The organism is Legionella beliardensis, from assembly GCF_900452395.1.
Taxonomy (GTDB): Bacteria; Pseudomonadota; Gammaproteobacteria; order Legionellales; family Legionellaceae; genus Legionella_C; species Legionella_C beliardensis.
In genome coordinates, this window is record NZ_UGNV01000001.1 from 2177443 (window position 1) to 2197003 (window position 19561).

Consider the following 19561-nt stretch of genomic DNA (forward strand, 5'->3'; position numbering starts at 1 on the left):
AATCGTTGCATAAAATAGTATTGACTTGTCTAATATCAATACTATTTTTAGTAAAATAAATTGATTTTTTAAACGACATAACCTCCCTCACGCATTTTTGCTAATTTATAACGTAATGTCCGTTCGCTTACCCCTAATGCCGCAGCGACTTGCTGACGATTTCCTCCATGGGCTTCTAAAGTACGAATTATCATATCAAACTCATGCTCTTGTAAATTTTTCATAGCCATATTGATAGATAACGCTCGCTCTGTTTCTACCGCTGGCAACTGCAAATGAACTGGCTCAATGATACCACTTGTTTGTAACACTAATGCTCTTTGGATGACATTATCTAATTCGCGTGCGTTCCCTGGCCAAGGGTAATGCAACAGCGCCTGAATTGCTTCTTCGCTTAATACAGGAACTCTTAAGGCATTTCCTTTACAAAAACGACGAATCAGATAATCTGCCAAAGGTATGATATCACATATTCTTTCTCTCAAAGGCAGCCAATGTAGTGGAAAAATATTTAGGCGATAATATAAATCTTCCCTAAAACGCCCTAATTGCACTTCTTCCAGTAATTGTCTATTGCTAGTAGCAAGCACGCGCACATCTAAATGGATGAGCTTATTTGCACCAATACGCTCTACTTCTTTTTCTTGGATAACACGCAGCAATTTAGCTTGCAAGCTTAAGCTCATTTCACTGACTTCATCTAACAACAGTGTACCGCCTTGTGCTTGCTCAAATTTTCCAGGTGTGGATTTATAAGCACCAGTGAAGGCTCCTTTTTCATAACCAAACAAGGTGGCTTCAAGCATCTGTTCAGGAATAGCGGCACAATTAATAGCAATAAAAGGCTGCCTGTGGCGTGCAGAGTGATCATGAATAAAATGAGCGAGAACCTCTTTACCCGTTCCACTTTCACCTGTAATCATCACACCAACATCAGATTGCGCAACGCGTAACGCCATTGATAATAAGGCTTGGCTTTTAGGATCTTTAGCAATGGGCTCATCCTCATTATCTGTAGATTCAGGCCTTACGTATGTCTTGATTTTTTCAGTTAATACATTTGCGCTAAACGGCTTTTCTAAATAATCTACGGCGCCATGTCTCATGGCTTTGACAGCATCTTCTACGGAACCATAGGCAGTCATCAGGATAACTGGCATACCAGGAACTCGGCGTTGAATCTCAGTTAAAAGCTCTTGACCATCAATTTTATCCATACGTATATCAGTTAATACAATTGCTGGGCTATAGGTTTCTAGCATTGCCAATGCTTCTTTGCCATCTTTTGCAGCTAAATATGAGTGCCCTGCTAAATTCATGGTTTCAGCAAGCGCTTCACGCAACACCGGATCATCTTCTACGATTAATACGCCACTCATTGTTGCCTTCCTTTTATTAGTTTGATTAGCAGATATAACGTCACCCACTACGCTATAGCTTACCAAAAGCTATTGTGAAAGTTTTATTTTTATACAACACCCCTGACCAGGAGAAGAATCAAGCGTTATTTCGCCATGATGGGCCTTTACTACCGCTTTAACAACAGCAAGCCCTAAACCCGTTCCTTTTGCTTTGGTTGTAAAAAAAGGAGAAAAGGCCTGAACTTTGACTGATTCGGTCATGCCACAGCCATTATCTCTAACACAAATGATAAGGTTGCTTCCAGTATAACTAAGCATAAGCTCAATGCAACTTGCTTTCGCTTGTATTGCATTCGTAATCAAATTTAAAACAGCGCCTATTAATGATTCGGTATGAAGATAATAGGTACCTGATAAAAGCTGATTGTTAATGGTTAGTTGCACTGATGAAGGCAGGGCTAAAGAATGAATTCGTTTTTCTAGCTCTTTTCCCCAATCCAAAACATTTACTGCCACAAGCTCAATCGTCTCTCCGCGCGCAAAAAGCAATAAATCCTGAATCTGCTTTTCGATGCTGGTATGACATTCTTGAATACGCATGATCCACTTAGCCATGCGCTCCTGAGTTACTGTAGGATTTGTTAGATGCTCTGTATACAGCATCGCGGAAGACAATGGTGTACGTATTTGGTGCGCAAGTTGGGCGGTCATTCTACCTAATGCTAAAAATCGTCCGTATTCAGCCTTTTCTTGTTCATACTGTCTTGTGGTGGTTAAATCAGTTAGGGTAACTAACTCACCTGGCAGGCTATCTAATGAAGAAATGGCAACACTAATTCGACGGCCATCTACTAAGGAGATTTCATAGCCATCATCTTCCTTAGGTGCAAATGAACGTTTAATAATATCAAGCCATACAGAGTCTTTTAAATCATTTCCCAGTAAACCTTGAGCAACCTTATTCGCCCAAGCCACTCTGCCTTGCGCATTAATTACCACTAAACCACAAGGAAGGCGCTCGCATATGTCATAAGACAGAGCGCTTATTTCTAAGTAATTGAAATCCTTATTGCTAAATGTAGAGGTCATAATTGTTAAGCTTAACGCTTAATTGATTAATTATTAATAAGTTATAGGATATTTCTTGATAATACCAGGCTGTGAACTTTATTTTTTCGAATCCGGTTTTTTTTGTTTATATTCCGCATCCAATGACTTTAAAAAAGTCATTTTTTCACTAAGTTTTATTTCTAAACCTCTAGCAACAGGTTGATACCAGTTAAGATTACTGAGTCCAGCTGGTAAATAGGTTTCGCCAGCTGCATAACCAAAAGGCTCATCATGGGCATAACGGTAATGATGCCCATACCCAAGTTTATCCATTAATTTAGTCGGTGCATTACGCAAATGATGGGGAACTTCACGAGACTTATCTTTTTTAACAAAATCCCTGGCTTGATTAAATGCGAGATAACCGGCATTGCTTTTGGGCGCTAAAGCCAGATAAATAACCGCTTGTGCTAAAGCAAGCTCTCCTTCCGGCGAGCCTAGGCGTTCGTAGGTCAAAGCGGCATCGTTAGCAAGTTGCATGGCGCGTGGGTCAGCAAGGCCTATGTCTTCCCAAGCCATCCTAATAATTCTTCTAGCCAGATAACGGGCATCCACACCGCCATCAAGCATGCGAGTTAACCAATATAAAGCTGCATCAGGATGAGAACCGCGGACTGATTTATGAAGAGCAGAAATTTGATCATAAAAATTCTCACCGCCTTTATCAAAACGACGGCCGCTTGCTACGATAACATTTTGTAAAAACTTAAGTGATAATTGCGTAATACCTTTAACATTTGCTGCATTAGCAATTTGCTCTAAAAGATTAAGTAAACGCCTGGCATCCCCATCAGCATAATTCACTATAAAATCAATCGCCGACTGTTCAAAATTTAGATAAGGAAAGACTCGTTGCTGAGCACGTTCTAATAATAGCCCAAGCTCTTCTTCAGTGAGCGACTTAAGCACATAAACTTGTGCTCTTGATAATAATGCTGAATTAACTTCAAATGAGGGGTTTTCCGTAGTTGCTCCAATGAACGTCAACAAACCAGACTCAGTATAGGGTAATAATGCATCCTGTTGTGATTTATTAAAGCGATGAATTTCATCTATAAAAAGCAACGTTTGGCGCTGATTTTCCAAATTAGCTTGCGCTTGTTCGATAGCTGCCCGAATCTCTTTAACACCAGCCAATACAGCAGAAATCGCTATCCACTCACAATCAAATGCGTTTGCACTTAATCTCGCCAAGGTCGTTTTACCAACCCCTGGCGGCCCCCAAAATATCATAGAGTGAGGTTTACCTGAAGTAAAAGCTAAACGCAGTGGCTTACCTGGGCCTAATAAATGAGTTTGGCCTATCACTTCATCCCAATGTTTAGGCCGTAACTGCTCGGCTAATGGCGAGACGGGCTCCATCGGTTAGCTACTGTTCAACCACATCCACGCCTTTAGGTGGCTTAAATTGAAACAATTTCGTCGCTAAAGAAGGGTTTGTTTTTATATTTTTTAATTTGACGATGGTGTGCTGGCCTAGCTGATCGAAAAATTCAATTAAACTGAGCGCGTCCTTATTAAAGGTTAAATGGACTGTTTGAAAATTTTCTTTCGGAGACTTTGCTTTTAAAATATAAGTTCGTACACCATCTTTATCTTTAGCGGTAACATCAAAGTCTCGAGTTACGGTATTATCATAACCGCTTAAAAAAAGTCCTGGCGTGCCACCTAAGCCTTGTTCCTGCTTTTTAACAGTGACTTGCTCTAAATCAATATCATATACCCATAATTGCTTACTATCTGCAACAACCAGTTGTTCTAATGGGCTTTTGGTTTCCCAACGAAAACGCCCAGGTCTAACAAGTGCCATTTTTCCTGAGGTTTGGGATACTTCTCGTTTACCAGCAGTGACAATTTGATCGAAATTTGCACTCATACTGTGGATAGCGTTGAGCTTGGCTTGCACTTCTGCAGCGGGTGTATCAGCCCAAACACTGGGTATGCAAATGATTAATAGTAATGTAAGTAATTTTCTCATGCTTTTTCCTCATTATTCTTCCGGGACAGCTGAAACGAGTACATCTCTATAGCCACCATCTAGCGGACCAACAATACCGGTACGCTCCATTTCTTCCACTAAACGAGCTGCGCGATTATAGCCTATTTTAAACCGTCTTTGTACCGATGAAATACTGGCCTTACGAGTCTGGATGATAAACTCTACCGCTTGATCATATAATGGATCAGCATCTTCCGTATCTTGCCCATCTTCACTCATTCCACCTTCTGAACTATCTAGTGTTTGCGTAATCTCCTCAATGTAATCAGGCTCACCACGACCACGCCAATCATCAGCAATACGATGTACCTCTTTATCATCAACAAACGCACCATGTACTCGTAATGGCGCACCTGTACCGGGTGCTAAATACAGCATATCACCATGACCTAGTAATTGTTCGGCTCCCTGTTGATCAAGAATAGTACGTGAATCAATTTTTGAGGAAACCTGAAACGACATACGTGTCGGAATATTTGACTTAATTAAGCCTGTTAACACATCCACTGAAGGACGCTGCGTTGCTAGAATTAAATGGATACCAGCAGCTCTGGCTTTTTGAGCAATTCTGGCAATTAATTGCTCAACCTTTTTACCAACAACCATCATCATGTCTGCTAATTCATCGACAATGACTACAATATAAGGTAGTTGCTGTAATAGGGGCGGATTACTATCAACGCCATCGCTTGCTTTCCATAAAGGATCAGTTAAAGGTTCACCTTTCTCAGCCGCTTCATTCACCTTGATATTAAAACCAGTTAAATTACGCACACCTAAAGCTGCCATCAATCGGTAACGCCGCTCCATTTCAGCAACACACCAACGTAATGCACTTGCAGCCTCTTTCATGTCAGTAACCACAGGAGTTAATAAATGAGGAATACCGTCATAGACTGATAACTCTAACATTTTAGGATCAATCATGATTAAACGGACCTGATCAGGGCCTGCTTTAAATAATAGACTTAAAATCATGGCATTAATGCCTACTGATTTGCCTGAACCGGTCGTACCAGCAACTAGTAAATGAGGCATTTTAGCTAAATCAACTACCATTGGATGACCTGCAATATCCACGCCTAAGGCCAATGTTAAAGGTGACATAGCATGCTGGTAAACATCAGCCGAGAATACCGAAGATAGGCGCACAATTTCTCGTTGCTGATTAGGTAGCTCAAGGCCTACGACTGTTTTTCCTGGAATAACTTCAACAACACGTACGCTAATTACCGATAATGAGCGTGCCAAATCTTTGGCTAATGCCGTAAGCTTACTTACTTTAATACCTGCAGCCAACTGCAATTCAAAACGCGTAATTACAGGCCCTGGGTGGACCGCAACCACATCGGCTTGAATACCAAAATCTAAAAGATGCTGCTCAACTTCGCGTGATAGTGTTTCTAGTTCCTGATGTGTATAACCACCTAAAGGCCTTCCCGCCTGCCCTTTATCAAGCAAACTTAACGAAGGTAGGCCACCAGCCACAGGTGGTTTGGCTTTCTTCTCTTTGGCTACAGGCTTGCTAGGTGCAGCTTCCACCATCGTATTAAACGCGGTGTTAATTACAACAGGCTCTGCGGGCATGAGAATTGGAATAGGTTTATTGTCTATCTTTTCTTTCTTTTCTGGCTCTCTTCTTAACGCTAAGTTAGGCCGTCTATCTTGCCGCGTTGGTTGTAGAGTAGGCTTATTTCTTGTCGTCAGCTGCCTAGCTTGTGTTTTTATAAAAAGGCCTGCAGCTTTTAAATTGTTAACCGTCCATCGACAAGCAAGCATGGTATAAAAACCAATTAATTCTGAGAGTTTTAACCAAGAAAATCCTGTTAACCAAGTGACACCAACGAGGAGAAATGCTAATAGAAGTAAGGATGCACCTTGTAAATTTAAAGCATAATAAAACCCTTTAGCTATCCAATAGCCTAAAACACCACCGGCACTGTGTATGTTATTCAGATTAGCAATAACCGATTCTAAACTGAGTAAACCACAACTGCCTATAATAGTGAGGAGAAAGCCACTGATTCTTAAGGAGAGTACGAGCTTATTAATATGTTGCGATGTGCGATATTCTTTTAAAGCCAACCAAGCGATAAAGATAATACCTATTGGTAGAAAAAAACAGCAATAACCAAAGGCAAAATATAAGGCATTAGCAATATAAGCGCCTACATGGCCGCCTGCATTTGCTATTTCTACCTGACTTTGTTTTTTACCTATCCAGCTAGGATCACTGACATGATAAGTACATAAAGACAGGATAACAAACAAAACACCCGTTAAAAGCAGAATAAAACTACCTTCACTGATTCGCTTTATAAGAAACGCGGGTCGCGTTTTATTATTTTTAGATTTGGTGCTTGCGTCTCTTTTTGTCATAACTATTTTAAAATCTGTTTTTCTATCATACTATTTGCCATATTAACATATTTTATTAAGAAGAAAGAAATGATAAGCAGTAACAATCATCATCGATTAATTATATTAGGTTCTGGTCCCGCAGGATATACGGCTGCCGTTTATGCCGCACGTGCAAATCTTAAACCCGTATTAATTACCGGCATGCAACCTGGTGGCCAGTTAACAACAACTACTGAGGTAGATAATTGGCCTGGTGATGTTGAAGGTTTACAAGGGCCAGCCTTGATGGAGCGCATGCAAAAACATGCTGAGCGGTTTGAAACTAAAGTCATTTTTGATCACATTACTGATGCTGATTTAAGCCAGCGCCCTTTCATCTTGCGTGGTGATAGTGAAACCTATACCTGTGATGCATTAATTATTGCAACGGGTGCCTCAGCGCGTTATCTGGGGCTACCTTCAGAACAAGCGTATCAGGGGCGAGGCGTTTCAGCTTGTGCTACTTGTGATGGCTTTTTTTATCGCAACAAAGATGTCTGTGTCATTGGAGGTGGTAATACTGCTGTGGAAGAAGCACTTTATCTTTCTAATATCGCTGCCTCAGTTACCCTAATTCACCGCCGGGATACGTTAAGAGCCGAAAAAATTCTGCAAGATAAATTATTTGAAAAAGCACAAACAGGCAATATTAAGTTACTCTGGAACCACACCTTAGATGAAGTCTTAGGCGACGGTATTAAAGTAACTGGCGTTAATCTACGTCAAACCAATCAAGATAACATCAGCTACCTTAAAGTAGACGGTGTCTTTATTGCGATTGGTCATGACCCTAATACTAGCTTATTTAAAAACCAATTAACCATGACTAATGATGGGTATTTAATTATTCGTTCTGGTTTAGAAGGAATGGCAACTGCGACATCTATTCCTGGTGTTTTCGCTTGTGGCGATGTGGCTGATCATGTTTACCGACAAGCCATTACCTCCGCAGGCTTCGGTTGTATGGCGGCCTTAGATGCGGAAAAATTTCTAGATGATTTAAATCACTAATCAACGTACTATTACTGATTCGCGCTTTGCGGGAATCAGCTTAGTTCTAAAGCATAATTTTCTAATTTAGAATAGACTTATCTATAGTATGACTTAACCAATGCGCTAATGACTAGTTTTGATTCACTCTATACCTTCCCTAGCCCAGAGCAAGCAGATAAACAGGGTCTATTAGCTATTGGTGGTGATCTATCAGCACCCCGTCTATTAGCAGCTTATAGTCAAGGCATCTTTCCTTGGTTTGAGGCTGATTATCCCATATTATGGTGGTCACCTGATCCGCGCTTAATTCTTTATCCTAATCAATTTAAACTAGCGCAAAGTTTAAAAAAATCCCTAAAAAAACCGCATCAATTTACAATGGACACACACTTTGAGGAAGTTATTCATGCATGTGCGACCGTTGCTAAGCGTAGGCAAAATACGTGGATTACTGATGATATGCAACAAGCTTATATTGAATTACACCATCTCGGTTATGCTCATTCTATTGAAATTTGGTCTGCCGGCACGTTAGTTGGTGGTTTGTATGGCGTGAGCTTAGGCCGAGCCTTTTTTGGTGAATCCATGTTTCATCTAACAAGGGATGCCTCAAAAATAGCCTTGTTTTATTTATGTCAAACACTGAAAGAATGGCAATTTGATTTTATTGATTGCCAGCTACCCACTGAACACTTGCAAAATTTAGGTGCTATCATAATCAGCCGCCAAGAGTTTTTACAGCAGCTAAAAAATGCTTTAAAGCACCCGTCAAAGCAAGGTATTTGGCAGTGAAGGCAGCAGTTACCACTTAAAAAGATAGTGCCAACAAAGGCTTATACATAGAGGCTAGTTGTAAACACGCATAAAGCCTTCCTGGCGCTCAGAGCCCATCTCTGTGCTTCGAAGGTTTACAACTAGCCTCTATGTATAAACCTTTGTTATTACCATCTGTAGAAACTGGAAAGGTAATTGCTGATAATAAGCAAAGCTTAATTGCCATTTTCCTTATTTTAAGGCACTATTTACCTTTTATTTAATTTATTTTTTGAGAGGCCTCATGGCAAAAGAAGATCATATTGAAATGCTTGGTACGGTAATTGAGACACTACCTAATACAATGTTTCGTGTTGAGCTGGAAAATGGTCATATTGTTACGGCACATATTTCAGGCCGTATGCGTAAACACTATATTCGTATTTTAACAGGCGATAAAGTTAAAGTTGAGCTGACCCCTTATGATTTAACTAAAGGACGTATAACCTTCCGCGACAAAAATTAATCCCTGCTCAATTTCCCTTCCCATGACAGCCTAATACGCTATTTTTAAATAAAAAGCATATTCCTATTAATGGAATATGCTTGCAGTTAACTTATGTATTAGGCGCTATTAGGAAATAAATCTATCAGTGACCCGCTACAGTGAGACCGTCAATTAGTATTGAACCACAGCGGGTTGCAATATTAGGATTAAAATCATTGCCTACTGCTTGAATTGCTAAAAACATATTTTTTAGATTACCAGCAATTGTTACTTCCTCAACAGGAAACTGTATAGCGCCATTTTCTACCCAAAAACCAGAAGCGCCGCGAGAGTAATCACCAGTTAGCACGTTTACGCCCTGGCCCATTAACTCCGTGACTAATAGACCTTTATCCATTTGCTTGATTAAATCATCTAAGTTTCCTGCCGTTGGATTTATTGTTAAATTATGAACACCGCTGCTGTTAGCTGTGGTCTTTAGTCCCATACGTCTTGCTGAATAACTGCTTAAAACATACTGACGAAGATAGCCATCTTCTACAAAAATATTATTTCGGGTAGGAACGCCTTCACCATCAAAAGGAGAACTACCTAATCCTTTTAATAAATGTGGCTGTTCATAAATTTTAATGTTAGTCGGGAAAATTCGTTGGTCTAAGGCGTCTAATAAAAACGAGTTTTTACGATACAAATTAGAGCCACTAATTGCATTAATTAAACTTGATAAAATACCACTAGAAATACGCGACGAAAATAAAACAGGCACTTTTTGCGTCTTTACTTGTTTTGCCCCTAAACGGCTAACCGTACGCTGAACTGTACTTTCGGCTAAATGTTTTAAAGAACTTAAATCATTGGCATGACGCGCTGTCGTATAATCGTAATCGCGTTGCATCGACTCGCCTTCTTGCGCAATTAAAGAGCAACTTATACTATGTCTTGTCCCATCAATTACTCCTAAGGCACCATAAGTATTGGCATAACCATGCATAAAATTATAAGTCGATAAATTAACACCATCGGAATTTTTTATGCGCTTATCATAGGCTAAAGCTTGGGCTTCACAGTCTAGAGCCATCTCGATTGCCTCTGTAGGATTAATATCCCAAGGATGAGATAAATCTAACTCAGGGTATTCATTCGTTAATAAATCCCGATCAGCTAGACCAAAACATTTATCTTCTGCGCTAACTTGGGCAATTTCATAAGCGGCTTTCACTAAATTATCTAATGCTTGCGGTGATGTATCTGTACTGCTAGCAGCGCCCTTACGATGCCCTATGTAGACGACCAAACTGACGCCTTTATCTTCATTAAAGGAGACTGTTTCCACATCTTTCATACGCACATCGACTGAAAAACCACTGTCATGGTTGACCGAAACAGCAGCATCGGTCGCGCCTTGCTTACGAGCGCGATCTAGGATATCTTGCATCAAGGTAGATAAATCACTTGCCGATTTTTGTTTTGCTTTAGTAAGATTTTTTAATGAATTTTGCATAGCTATTCCACTATAAAAATAAAGCATAAGGATACAAGAATAAGATGTTCAGTCAAACCATTGCGATAATAAAATGGTTGAGACAAGGTTGGAAATCAGCTTTTACTGTTTTATTTATACTGATCTTGCTTAATTATGCGCTTGCTGCTACGAACTGGCACAAATTAAGCCCCGGTTTACTTTATCAAGATTTAAATGATAGCTATCTTTCGCCTTGGTCTCATATTCATGCTTTTCGGATTGATTTAAATTCAAACCAACTTGCTTTAGTTATGGCAAAAGATTTAGCCATGAAGCATGCCTCTGCTGATGAGTATGCTCAGCATAGCAAAGCGCTTATTACCATTAATGGCGGTTTTTTTGATCACAATTTTCATCCATTAGGCTTAAGAATAAATAACAAAAAACAACAAAGCCCGCTTAAACAGATTAGTTGGTGGGGCGTTTTTTACATTAAAAATAACAAAGCTTACCTAAAAAATGTTCGTCAATTTAGACGTAATAAACACATTGAATTTGCTATGCAAAGTGGCCCACGTTTACTTATTAATGGTCAAATACCACCTTTAAAGCCTGGGCGCGCTGAACGTTCAGCGCTTGGAATTACAGCAGATGGACAAGTCATTATTTTAGTTACTGAAAATACACCGCTTTCAACGACTGAATTAGCGCAATTAATGAAAGCGCCACCCCTTAACTGTGTTAATGCGCTTAATCTTGATGGTGGAAGTTCAAGTCAGTTACATGCCGAAGTCGATTCATTTCGCTTAAATGTGCATGGCTTTTCTAACGTCAGTGATGCAATTATTGTAAAAAAAAAGCATTAATCTAGCGTCCATTTAGGTCGGAAAAAAAATAGTTAGTTAGCATCTGTCAAGCTGTTGCAGGTGTAGCAAATTAAATTCTTATTTAATTTTTTTAAAAATTACTTTATAAATAAGCTTATTTTAAAGTAACCAATTGATTTACTGGAAATAGGGATATTGTGAAATGAGCAAGCCGCAGAGCGGTCTAGTCAGAGTCCTTGGTTTGGGCGCCTTAATCATCTATGGGATAGGTGATATTCTTGGGGCAGGTATTTACTCCATTGTAGGAAAAATAGCAGGTCATGCGGGCTCGTTAACCTGGTTATCTTTTGCAATAGCAATGGCTATTGTGTTACTTACCGCACTTAGTTACAGCGAACTTAGTAGCCGTTTCCCCCAAAGCGGCGGTGTGTCAGTCTATATACAAGAAGCCTTTGGTCAAAAATGGATGTCAATTTTTGCAGGGTTACTTTTATTTAGTGCGACCATCTTTTCCATGTCAACTTTATCACAAGCGTTTGTAGGCTATCTTGGCACATTTGGCTTTAAAATACCCAAGTGGCTAGGTGTTTTATTTTTTTTCAGCCTCCTACTTAGTATTAATATCCGTGGCATTAGGCAATCCTCAGTCGCTAATATAATTAGTACATTTATAGAATTAAGCGGGTTACTGATTGTTTTATTCTGTGGGTTTTGGTTTTTATCAACAACAGATAGCCAAGCTGTTAGCACAACTTCAGAAGAATTTCCTGGAATTGGCAATGTACTTAAGGGAGCTGCGTTAGCATTTTTTGCCTTCACGGGCTTTGAAGATCTAGCTAATGTGGCAGAAGAGGTAAAGGAACCCGAAAAAAACTTACCTCGCGCTATACTATCCTCGCTAGGAGTAGCTGGCATCTTATATTTAGGTGTAAGTTGGACAGCAACCGCAATTATTCCAGGCAGCGAACTGGGTCAGTCAGAAGCGCCTTTGTTTGACGTCGTGACTAAATCTTATCCGGCTATTCCCACGTATTTGTTTGCAATTATTGCGCTTTTTGCTGTATCAAACACAACCTTGTTAAACTATATTACCGCATCACGTTTACTTTATGGCATGTCCCGAGAGAATCTCATGCCAAAATTATTCCAAACCGTTCATAGTAAATACCATACGCCCTATGTTGCTATTTTACTTATATTTCCTATGGTACTTTTATTAAGCTTTGTAGGTAATTTAAGCGAGCTTGCCAGTGCAACGAGCACTATCGTTTTGATGATATTTTCCTTCAGCAATATCGCATTGATAAAAATTAAGTTAAGAGAACGCGGCAAGCTTCAGGATGACAAAGCCTTTCATGTTTCTATTATCATTCCTTGCTTAGCATTAGCATTAAATATCCTTGCAATTACATTTCTACCGCTGCGCAATATTATTCAGGCGACAGTATTTGTTGCGATAAGCTTGCTAGTAACTTGGGTAGTTTTAAAGGCTGAAATAAAGCTTAATAAGCTTGAAGAGTAAAGGCACACACATTTGATTGGGAGTAAGGATGGCATCTCCTTTAAGTAATATTAAACAGTTCATTGCACGACCTATTCCCTTTTTGCATCAACAATTTCTGCAACAGGGGAATTTAGCATCTGTATCAATGGGACACAAAAAATTTTTTATTGTGACCGAACCTAATTTAGTTAAAACAATTCTTACTGATGAAAATTATCAAAAATGCCGCATGGTTTTTGATAAAATAAGACCCATTACTGGAAAACATGGTATTGTTCAATTAGAAGGCCAAGCCTGGGAGAAAATCCATGCCATCACCCAGCCTAATTTTTATCGCCTAGCGTTAGAAAGCTATCTTCCCTTCTTTGAAAAGAATATCGAGTATTTAAAAACGACTAAGCTCAATGACCAGATTGATTGTTTCGACGTGATGACTCATTATGCTTTAGGCAGTATTATGAATATTACTCTTGGCCCTAATAATATTAGTAATACTGAAAATATAACAAATCACTTTATTGCCCTAAATCAACAATGTGGTAAAAAATTACGTAGTATTTTTGACTTCCCTCTGTGGCTACCCACGCCTACAAATAACCTGATAAAAAAACACCGCAAACGTTTGTTAGACGCTGTAAAAAAACAATGCGCGCTCATGGATGGCCAAATTCCATGTCCTTTTTATTCCTCCTTAACTAGGCTTAATTCTAATCATTTAATTCTTGATCAAATCACCACCTTTTTATTTGCCGGATTTGAAACCACAGCAGCCTCATTAGCGTTTACCTTTTATTTATTAAGTAAGCATCAAACGGTGCAAGCAAAAGTTTATCAAGAAGTACAACAGGTGCTTCACTCAACTTCAGCAATAACCCTACCCGCGTTAAAATCCTTAACTTATACTCAAGCTGTTTATCAAGAAAGTTTAAGGCTATACCCACCGGCATGGATATTGGCGCGTGAAGTAAAAGAAACAACTGTATTGGATAAGCAAATTATTAAGCCCGGTAATATTGTATTAATAAATATTAGAGATTTACACCGCCATCCTGATTTTTGGCCAAAACCTAATAAATTTTATCCAGAGCGATTCATCAATAATTCTACTGCACATAAGTATGCTTATATTCCTTTTGGTATGGGTAAACGTATTTGTAGTGGGTACCAATTAGCTATGATTGAAGCCATTTATGTCATCTCAAAATTAGTACTTGATTTTCAATTTGAATTAAAAGAGTATGGTCGCTTAAGGACACAAGCGATGGTAACGCAACATCCTAAAGACACTATTAAATTATTAATCAGGAAGCGATAAAAAGGAATGAATACATCTGTAGAATCAAGGATTGCTGATTATTACAAACTAGGTTTTAAACGTAATAAATCGCTATTTAGTGAATTTTTACCCAAGGGCTATGCACAAGTTACCTTAAATCAGGTCCCGGCCGATTACTTTAAGGACTTAATTAATACAAAAATTCTTTTAGGCCTTTTTATTACCCTATGTGATGATTTTGTAGATAATCCCACCTATGCCAATCCCAAATTAATTAATGAACTTGCGAAAATCCCTTTAGATGACGTCTCTATTGATACCCAAGGATTAACAGAGTTTGAATCTAAAGTTGTGTCTTTTGCTAAAGAATTATTTCAACAAATTATCTCTTTTTTGCAAAAATTACCTCATTTTGATTGTTTAAAGATGCTACTTTATTTTGATATTAAGCAATTCTTTAATGGCCTTCATTATTCACAACTAATAAGAATTTTTCCTCAAATGACCAATACGGTGGAATGCGCCTGCTACCTACCTCATAACATGGGAATTATAATTGTCGGGATGATGGATTTAATGGCTATTGCTGATTTTGACATCAATGAATTTGGTATTATTAGGGAATTTTTTTGGTTTGCCCAACGCTTTAGTAATATTTGCAATACCTTAACAACCTTTGAACGCGAATTAAATGAACATGACTTTGGCAATGAAATTATGCTTCTATCAGCTCAAGAAAATAGACAAGGCGATATAGGAAGCTATCAAGAAGCAAAAGAAAAATTAATCGCCGAACAGCTAACAATTATTGACCAAATTGCTCTGTATCAAATAAATTCTTTTTCTACTTTAGAGTACATTAAAGGCTTAAAGTATTTACAATCTCTTCATCAGTCTATGCAAGGATTTATTTAGTGCCACGCATTGCCATTCTAGGTGGTGGTTTTGCAGGACTTTGTGCTGCCCAGAGACTTAGCAATAAACAAAATCAGATCTTTATCATTGACAATTATTGGCTAAATGCCAATAAAAGGCGCGGCATACCCCAAGCTAATCATCTGCATATTTTATTATTAGAAGGCCAGAGGCTCTTAGAAAAATTATTTCCAGGAATTTTAAACGAATTACTCGCCGCAGGTGCCCAGCTTGTTGATTGGTCTGCAGATACTTATTGGCAAGGACCTTATGGTAAATACCCACAATATACGTCTGACTTTAAAACACTTCTTTTTAGCCGCCAATTATTGGATAAAATTCTTTATCAGCGCATTATCAATGCCAATTCATTCGTATTAATACAAGGTAAAGTGACCCGCTTAATCATCGATAAGAAAAGGATTATGGCAATAAATTATCGCAACGAGCAAGGTTGCTATCAATTAGAAGCAGATTTATTTATTGAATGCCGAGGTCGTGGCTCAAACTTATCGCAGCTTCTAGCAGAGCAATCCTTACCAGTAAAAAATAAAATGGTAAGAAATACCTTACAATATCTTTCTTTTAAGTTACCCAAAGATCAGGTGAGACTAACAAATTGTAAGCAATTTTATCTGCAGGCAGATAAAGTGCATAACCCATTAGGATTTGTCATTTCACCCATAGAAAATAATGATTACATACTAACTTTTATCTCAACTATCAAGGACGCTTTTAAAAATATAAAAACCTTAAATGATTTGCTACTGCTCTATCAACACCCAGAGCTTAATAAGCTACTCGACCCTAACTTAAAACCAGTAAAATTTAGCCTCTTCCACAACCTCATTAATCAAAAAAAATACTTTAGCAGGCTTAAATTAGCTAATTTATTAGTGCTGGGCGATGCGTTGTGTTACTTAAATCCTGTGTATGGACAAGGTATGACTGTTGCCTTAAAACAAGTATTTACTCTGAATAGTCACTTAAAGAAACCCCACTTTAAGCAACAAAAGCAAATTGAGCAACAGCATAAAATACCTTGGATTTTAGCGACAAGCGAAGATTTGCGTTGGCAAACCAACAAGTCCGTGCTGATCTGGTGTTTAAATAAATTGTTTAGTTTATGGTTAAGTAACGCCACTAAAAACTCGTGGTTTCACCTTTGGTTTTTGAAAATATTACATATGCATTTTCAAACACAATCCAAAATTTTGCCACTCCATTTGGAAAAACAGAATGCTAATCCTACATCAATACCCTAGTGTTTGGGGCCTACCTAGCTTATCGCCTTTTTGCATTAAAGTTGAAGCTTACCTCAAAATGACAGCCCTTCCCTATCAGGTTGTCATACAAAATAACCCTAAGCGTGGCCCAAAAGGTAAATTTCCGGTGTTAGAAGATAAAGGAAAGTTGATTCCTGACTCTTCTTTTATTATTGATTACTTAAATAAACAATATAATCCTTCCATGGCAATTCTTGATCCCGCGGCGCTCGGAATGCAACGCCTAATTGAAGAACATCTCTACTTTATTATTCTTTATTCAAGATGGGTGGATAAGAAAGGTATTAAGATCATTTATTCTGATTTTTCTGGCTTTTTTCCAAAACCTATTGCTTTTCTCGCTTTGACTTGGATTAGGAAACAATTAACTAAACAAGCCATCATGCAAGGCATTGCGAGACATAGCAAGGAAGAAGTTTATGCTCAAGGCGTACAAGATATTGCTGCAGTGGCCGCATGGCTAGGCAATAAAACCTATTGCCTAGGTAAAGAGCTTAACGCAATTGATGCTACTGTTTATGCCTTTATGAGAACAATACAATTAAGTCCCTTAGAAAATCCTTTAAAAGATGCACTACAAGCGCATCCTAATTTAATAGATTATTGTGATCGTATTAGTCTGAATTGGTAATTAATTATACAATAAGGTATCTACATAAATAGGTTAGCAAAAGTGGCCTTGATACAGCCCAAAAGGCCGAAACCTGGGTTTCACTTCACTACCCAGACTACTTGCTGCTTAGTATGAAATAAATTACACCTAAATTACCGCGGCTTGCGCAGTATCCAGTGAAGTGGCACTAGGGGGTATGGATCAAGCCCCAGTATTTTGAACTAGTGATTAAGCGTGATTAGTTAATTTTAAACCTAAAATAGCTACAATAATGAGCAAAATACAACCAATCCTTATTAAGGTAGCTGGCTCACCAAGAAAATATAAGCCATAAATAACTGTTCCTACTGCACCAATTCCCGTCCAAACAGCATAAGCGGTTCCAATAGGCAATTCTTTTAAAGCTTGTGAAAGCAATAAGAAGCTTATTAACATGGCAGATAAGGTCATTATAGAGGGATACAATTTGGTAAAACCTTCGGTGTATTTTAATCCTACCGCCCATACCACTTCAAAAGCACCAGCAAGTAATAAATAAATCCAAGCCATACTATCTCCTACTAAACTAAACCTTAATAACCGAAATATCGCAGTTTATTAATAATACAAGCTACCATGTAAACTAGAATTGAGCCACGTATTTCCGAGATAAATCGAAAACAAGCAGGGTAATTTTAAACCTTAGCTAAAATTATGCGACTTTCTCAAAGTCAAGACTGTTTTTTTAATTTATTTCTGATTATCATTGCAAGAAATACCTCTCTAATTCATCAAGAAAAAGTTGTGGATAACTTTTCTATCTTTCTTTTCTTATTAGTCAATATTTAAACTACTTAGTAAGTAACTCCTTGTTTTATATCTACTTAATCGATTTATTTAAAACTTGTCGTTTAAATGCTTATCCACAAAAACTGTGGATAAGCTTGTGCATAGAGCTATAAAATCCTTGTGGCTAAAGAGGTTAGCCTTTTGTTCAAGCTTTAACAACTTACAGCCTAATTTTGGTTACTCGCGGCACGTTCTTTGATGCGCTCTAGGGCATAATGAAGACGAAATAATGTTCGGGTTTTACCAATTAAGGCAATCGTTGCATCAATGGCGGGCGACATGCTTATGCCGGTCACAGCAACGCGTAATGGTTGGCCAATTTTACTCATATTTATATTAAATTCAGCGCTAACATCATTAATGGCATGTTGAATAGTTTCGGCAGCCCAATCGGTTTCTTGTTGTAATCGTTCATATAAGCGCTGCAATGGCTCTAAAACAACCGGGCGAAGATGTTTTTTAATGGCATCCTCATCGTATTCAATGACATCTTGATAAAAATAACGACTTTTCTCAGCCATTTCGACTAATGTTTTACAGCGATCAGCCTGAAGTATAACGACTTTATCTAATGAAGGCCCTTCTGAAATATTAATACCTAAATGTTGAAAGTGTCCTAATAGAGCTTGGGCCACTTCGGAGGGCGAATCGGCTTTTAAATAGTGTTGGTTTAACCAATATAATTTTTCATAATTAAAACTAGCCACGCCTCGACTCACGTTGGCTAAATCAAAATGTTGGATCATTTCCTGGGCGCTAAATATTTCCTGATCACCATAAGACCAACCTAAACGCACCAAATAATTAAGAAGTGCGTGCGGCAGTATGCCCTGCTCTTTAAATTGCAGCACACTAACAGCTCCATGACGTTTTGATAAACGTTTACCATCATCACCTAAAATCATCGGCAAATGAGCAAAGATAGGAATAGGTGCATTTAACGCTTTAAATAAGTTAATTTGTCGAGGAGTATTATTGATGTGATCATCACCACGAATGACATGAGTTATCTCCATGTCCCAATCATCGATTACCACCGCAAAATTATAAGTTGGGTGACCATCTGAACGAATTAATATTAAATCATCTAATTCACTATTTTCTACTTGAATATCGCCATAGACCTCATCTTTAAAAGCAACCGTACCTGTGGCTGGGTTTTTGAATCGAATAACAAACGGCTCATTAGTAGGCGCTAAGTTTAAATCACGGCAGTGGCCATCATAACGCGGCTTTTCTTTTGCTGCTAATTGCTTTTCCCGTAGTTGCTCGAGACGCTCCTTTGAGCATACACAACGATACGCTAAATTTAACGATAACAACTGGTTTGCAATTTCATGATACCTATCATATCGATTTGTTTGATAAATAGGGCCTAAATCATAATCCATACCCAACCAGGCTAACCCATCAAGAATTGCTTGTACTGATTCCTGCGTAGAACGCTCCTGGTCAGTGTCTTCAACCCGTAATACGAATTGGCCCTGATGCTTGCGAGCATACAACCATGAAAACAAGGCGGTTCTGACACCACCAACATGTAAAAAGCCTGTGGGACTTGGGGCAAAACGCGTTCTAACAACCATTGAAAAAGCTCCATTGTAAGCAGGAAAATATTCGGGCTATAATAGCTGACTTTATATCTAACGAAAAGCCAACTCAATGTATTGCCAATTTTATAAAAACTATGCAAGAAGCACTTTTTTTATTTAGCGGCGGTTATTAA

17 protein-coding genes are annotated in these 19561 nt (G+C 38.4%); 9 read left to right on the forward strand and 8 right to left on the reverse strand.

Features of this window, described 5'->3' with window-relative positions:
- Window positions 1-68: 68 nt before the first annotated feature.
- From DYE47_RS09605 to DYE47_RS09625, 5 genes are all read right to left on the reverse strand, one after another.
- Window positions 69-1379 carry a sigma-54-dependent transcriptional regulator gene (locus DYE47_RS09605; protein WP_115303059.1) on the reverse strand — a complete coding sequence of 437 codons (1311 nt, stop codon included), beginning with the start codon at window positions 1377-1379 and terminating at the stop codon, window positions 69-71.
- A 69-nt stretch (window positions 1380-1448) separates the two neighbouring features.
- Window positions 1449-2450 carry a sensor histidine kinase gene (locus DYE47_RS09610; protein WP_115303060.1) on the reverse strand — a complete coding sequence of 334 codons (1002 nt, stop codon included), beginning with the start codon at window positions 2448-2450 and terminating at the stop codon, window positions 1449-1451.
- A gap of 78 nt (window positions 2451-2528) precedes the next feature.
- Entirely contained in the window at window positions 2529-3833 is a 1305-nt protein-coding gene (locus DYE47_RS09615) for a replication-associated recombination protein A (RefSeq protein ID WP_115303061.1), read from the reverse strand.
- Between the two features lie 7 nt (window positions 3834-3840).
- Complete coding sequence (lolA, locus tag DYE47_RS09620) at window positions 3841-4449, reverse strand: outer membrane lipoprotein periplasmic chaperone LolA (protein WP_115303062.1); 609 nt, start codon at window positions 4447-4449, stop codon at window positions 3841-3843.
- A gap of 12 nt (window positions 4450-4461) precedes the next feature.
- Complete coding sequence (locus tag DYE47_RS09625) at window positions 4462-6849, reverse strand: DNA translocase FtsK (protein ID WP_115303063.1); 2388 nt, start codon at window positions 6847-6849, stop codon at window positions 4462-4464.
- A 69-nt stretch (window positions 6850-6918) separates the two neighbouring features.
- On the opposite strand from DYE47_RS09625, the gene trxB reads away from it, so the two are divergent.
- From trxB to infA, 3 genes are all read left to right on the forward strand, one after another.
- The gene (gene trxB / locus DYE47_RS09630; RefSeq protein ID WP_423202357.1) at window positions 6919-7881 is read left to right on the forward strand and encodes a thioredoxin-disulfide reductase; all 963 of its coding nucleotides are present in this window, start codon (window positions 6919-6921) and stop codon (window positions 7879-7881) included.
- 108 nt (window positions 7882-7989) lie between these two features.
- Complete coding sequence (gene aat, locus DYE47_RS09635; protein WP_115303064.1) at window positions 7990-8655, forward strand: leucyl/phenylalanyl-tRNA--protein transferase; 666 nt, start codon at window positions 7990-7992, stop codon at window positions 8653-8655.
- Window positions 8656-8920: 265 nt separating this feature from the next.
- Entirely contained in the window at window positions 8921-9142 is a 222-nt protein-coding gene (gene infA, locus DYE47_RS09640) for a translation initiation factor IF-1 (RefSeq protein ID WP_115303065.1), read from the forward strand.
- Window positions 9143-9266: 124 nt separating this feature from the next.
- On the opposite strand, the gene pmbA is transcribed toward infA, so the two are convergent.
- Entirely contained in the window at window positions 9267-10625 is a 1359-nt protein-coding gene (gene pmbA / locus DYE47_RS09645) for a metalloprotease PmbA (protein WP_115303066.1), read from the reverse strand.
- 44 nt (window positions 10626-10669) lie between these two features.
- Here pmbA and DYE47_RS09650 point away from each other — a divergent pair, with 44 nt between their 5' ends.
- From DYE47_RS09650 to DYE47_RS15945, 6 genes are all read left to right on the forward strand, one after another.
- Window positions 10670-11452, forward strand: a complete 783-nt coding sequence (locus DYE47_RS09650) for a phosphodiester glycosidase family protein (RefSeq protein ID WP_115303067.1) — start codon at window positions 10670-10672, stop codon at window positions 11450-11452.
- Window positions 11453-11615: 163 nt separating this feature from the next.
- Window positions 11616-12935: an APC family permease gene (locus DYE47_RS09655; protein WP_115303068.1), complete on the forward strand. Its 1320-nt coding sequence runs from the start codon at window positions 11616-11618 to the stop codon at window positions 12933-12935.
- A gap of 28 nt (window positions 12936-12963) precedes the next feature.
- Window positions 12964-14232: a cytochrome P450 gene (locus DYE47_RS09660; RefSeq protein WP_115303069.1), complete on the forward strand. Its 1269-nt coding sequence runs from the start codon at window positions 12964-12966 to the stop codon at window positions 14230-14232.
- Window positions 14233-14238: 6 nt separating this feature from the next.
- Window positions 14239-15108, forward strand: coding sequence for a hypothetical protein (locus tag DYE47_RS09665; RefSeq protein ID WP_115303070.1), 870 nt, complete (start codon window positions 14239-14241; stop codon window positions 15106-15108).
- Window positions 15108-16373: an NAD(P)/FAD-dependent oxidoreductase gene (locus DYE47_RS09670; protein ID WP_160149886.1), complete on the forward strand. Its 1266-nt coding sequence runs from the start codon at window positions 15108-15110 to the stop codon at window positions 16371-16373. The genes DYE47_RS09665 and DYE47_RS09670 overlap by 1 nt, the downstream gene beginning before the upstream one ends.
- Window positions 16348-17025, forward strand: coding sequence for a glutathione S-transferase family protein (locus tag DYE47_RS15945; protein WP_131750075.1), 678 nt, complete (start codon window positions 16348-16350; stop codon window positions 17023-17025). Before DYE47_RS09670 ends, DYE47_RS15945 begins: the two co-directional genes overlap by 26 nt.
- 210 nt (window positions 17026-17235) lie before the next feature.
- On the opposite strand, the gene sugE is transcribed toward DYE47_RS15945, so the two are convergent.
- Entirely contained in the window at window positions 17236-17556 is a 321-nt protein-coding gene (sugE, locus tag DYE47_RS09685) for a quaternary ammonium compound efflux SMR transporter SugE (RefSeq protein ID WP_115303072.1), read from the reverse strand.
- Window positions 17557-18002: 446 nt separating this feature from the next.
- Window positions 18003-19421: a glutamate--tRNA ligase gene (gltX, locus tag DYE47_RS09690; RefSeq protein ID WP_115303073.1), complete on the reverse strand. Its 1419-nt coding sequence runs from the start codon at window positions 19419-19421 to the stop codon at window positions 18003-18005.
- Window positions 19422-19561: the final 140 nt, after the last annotated feature.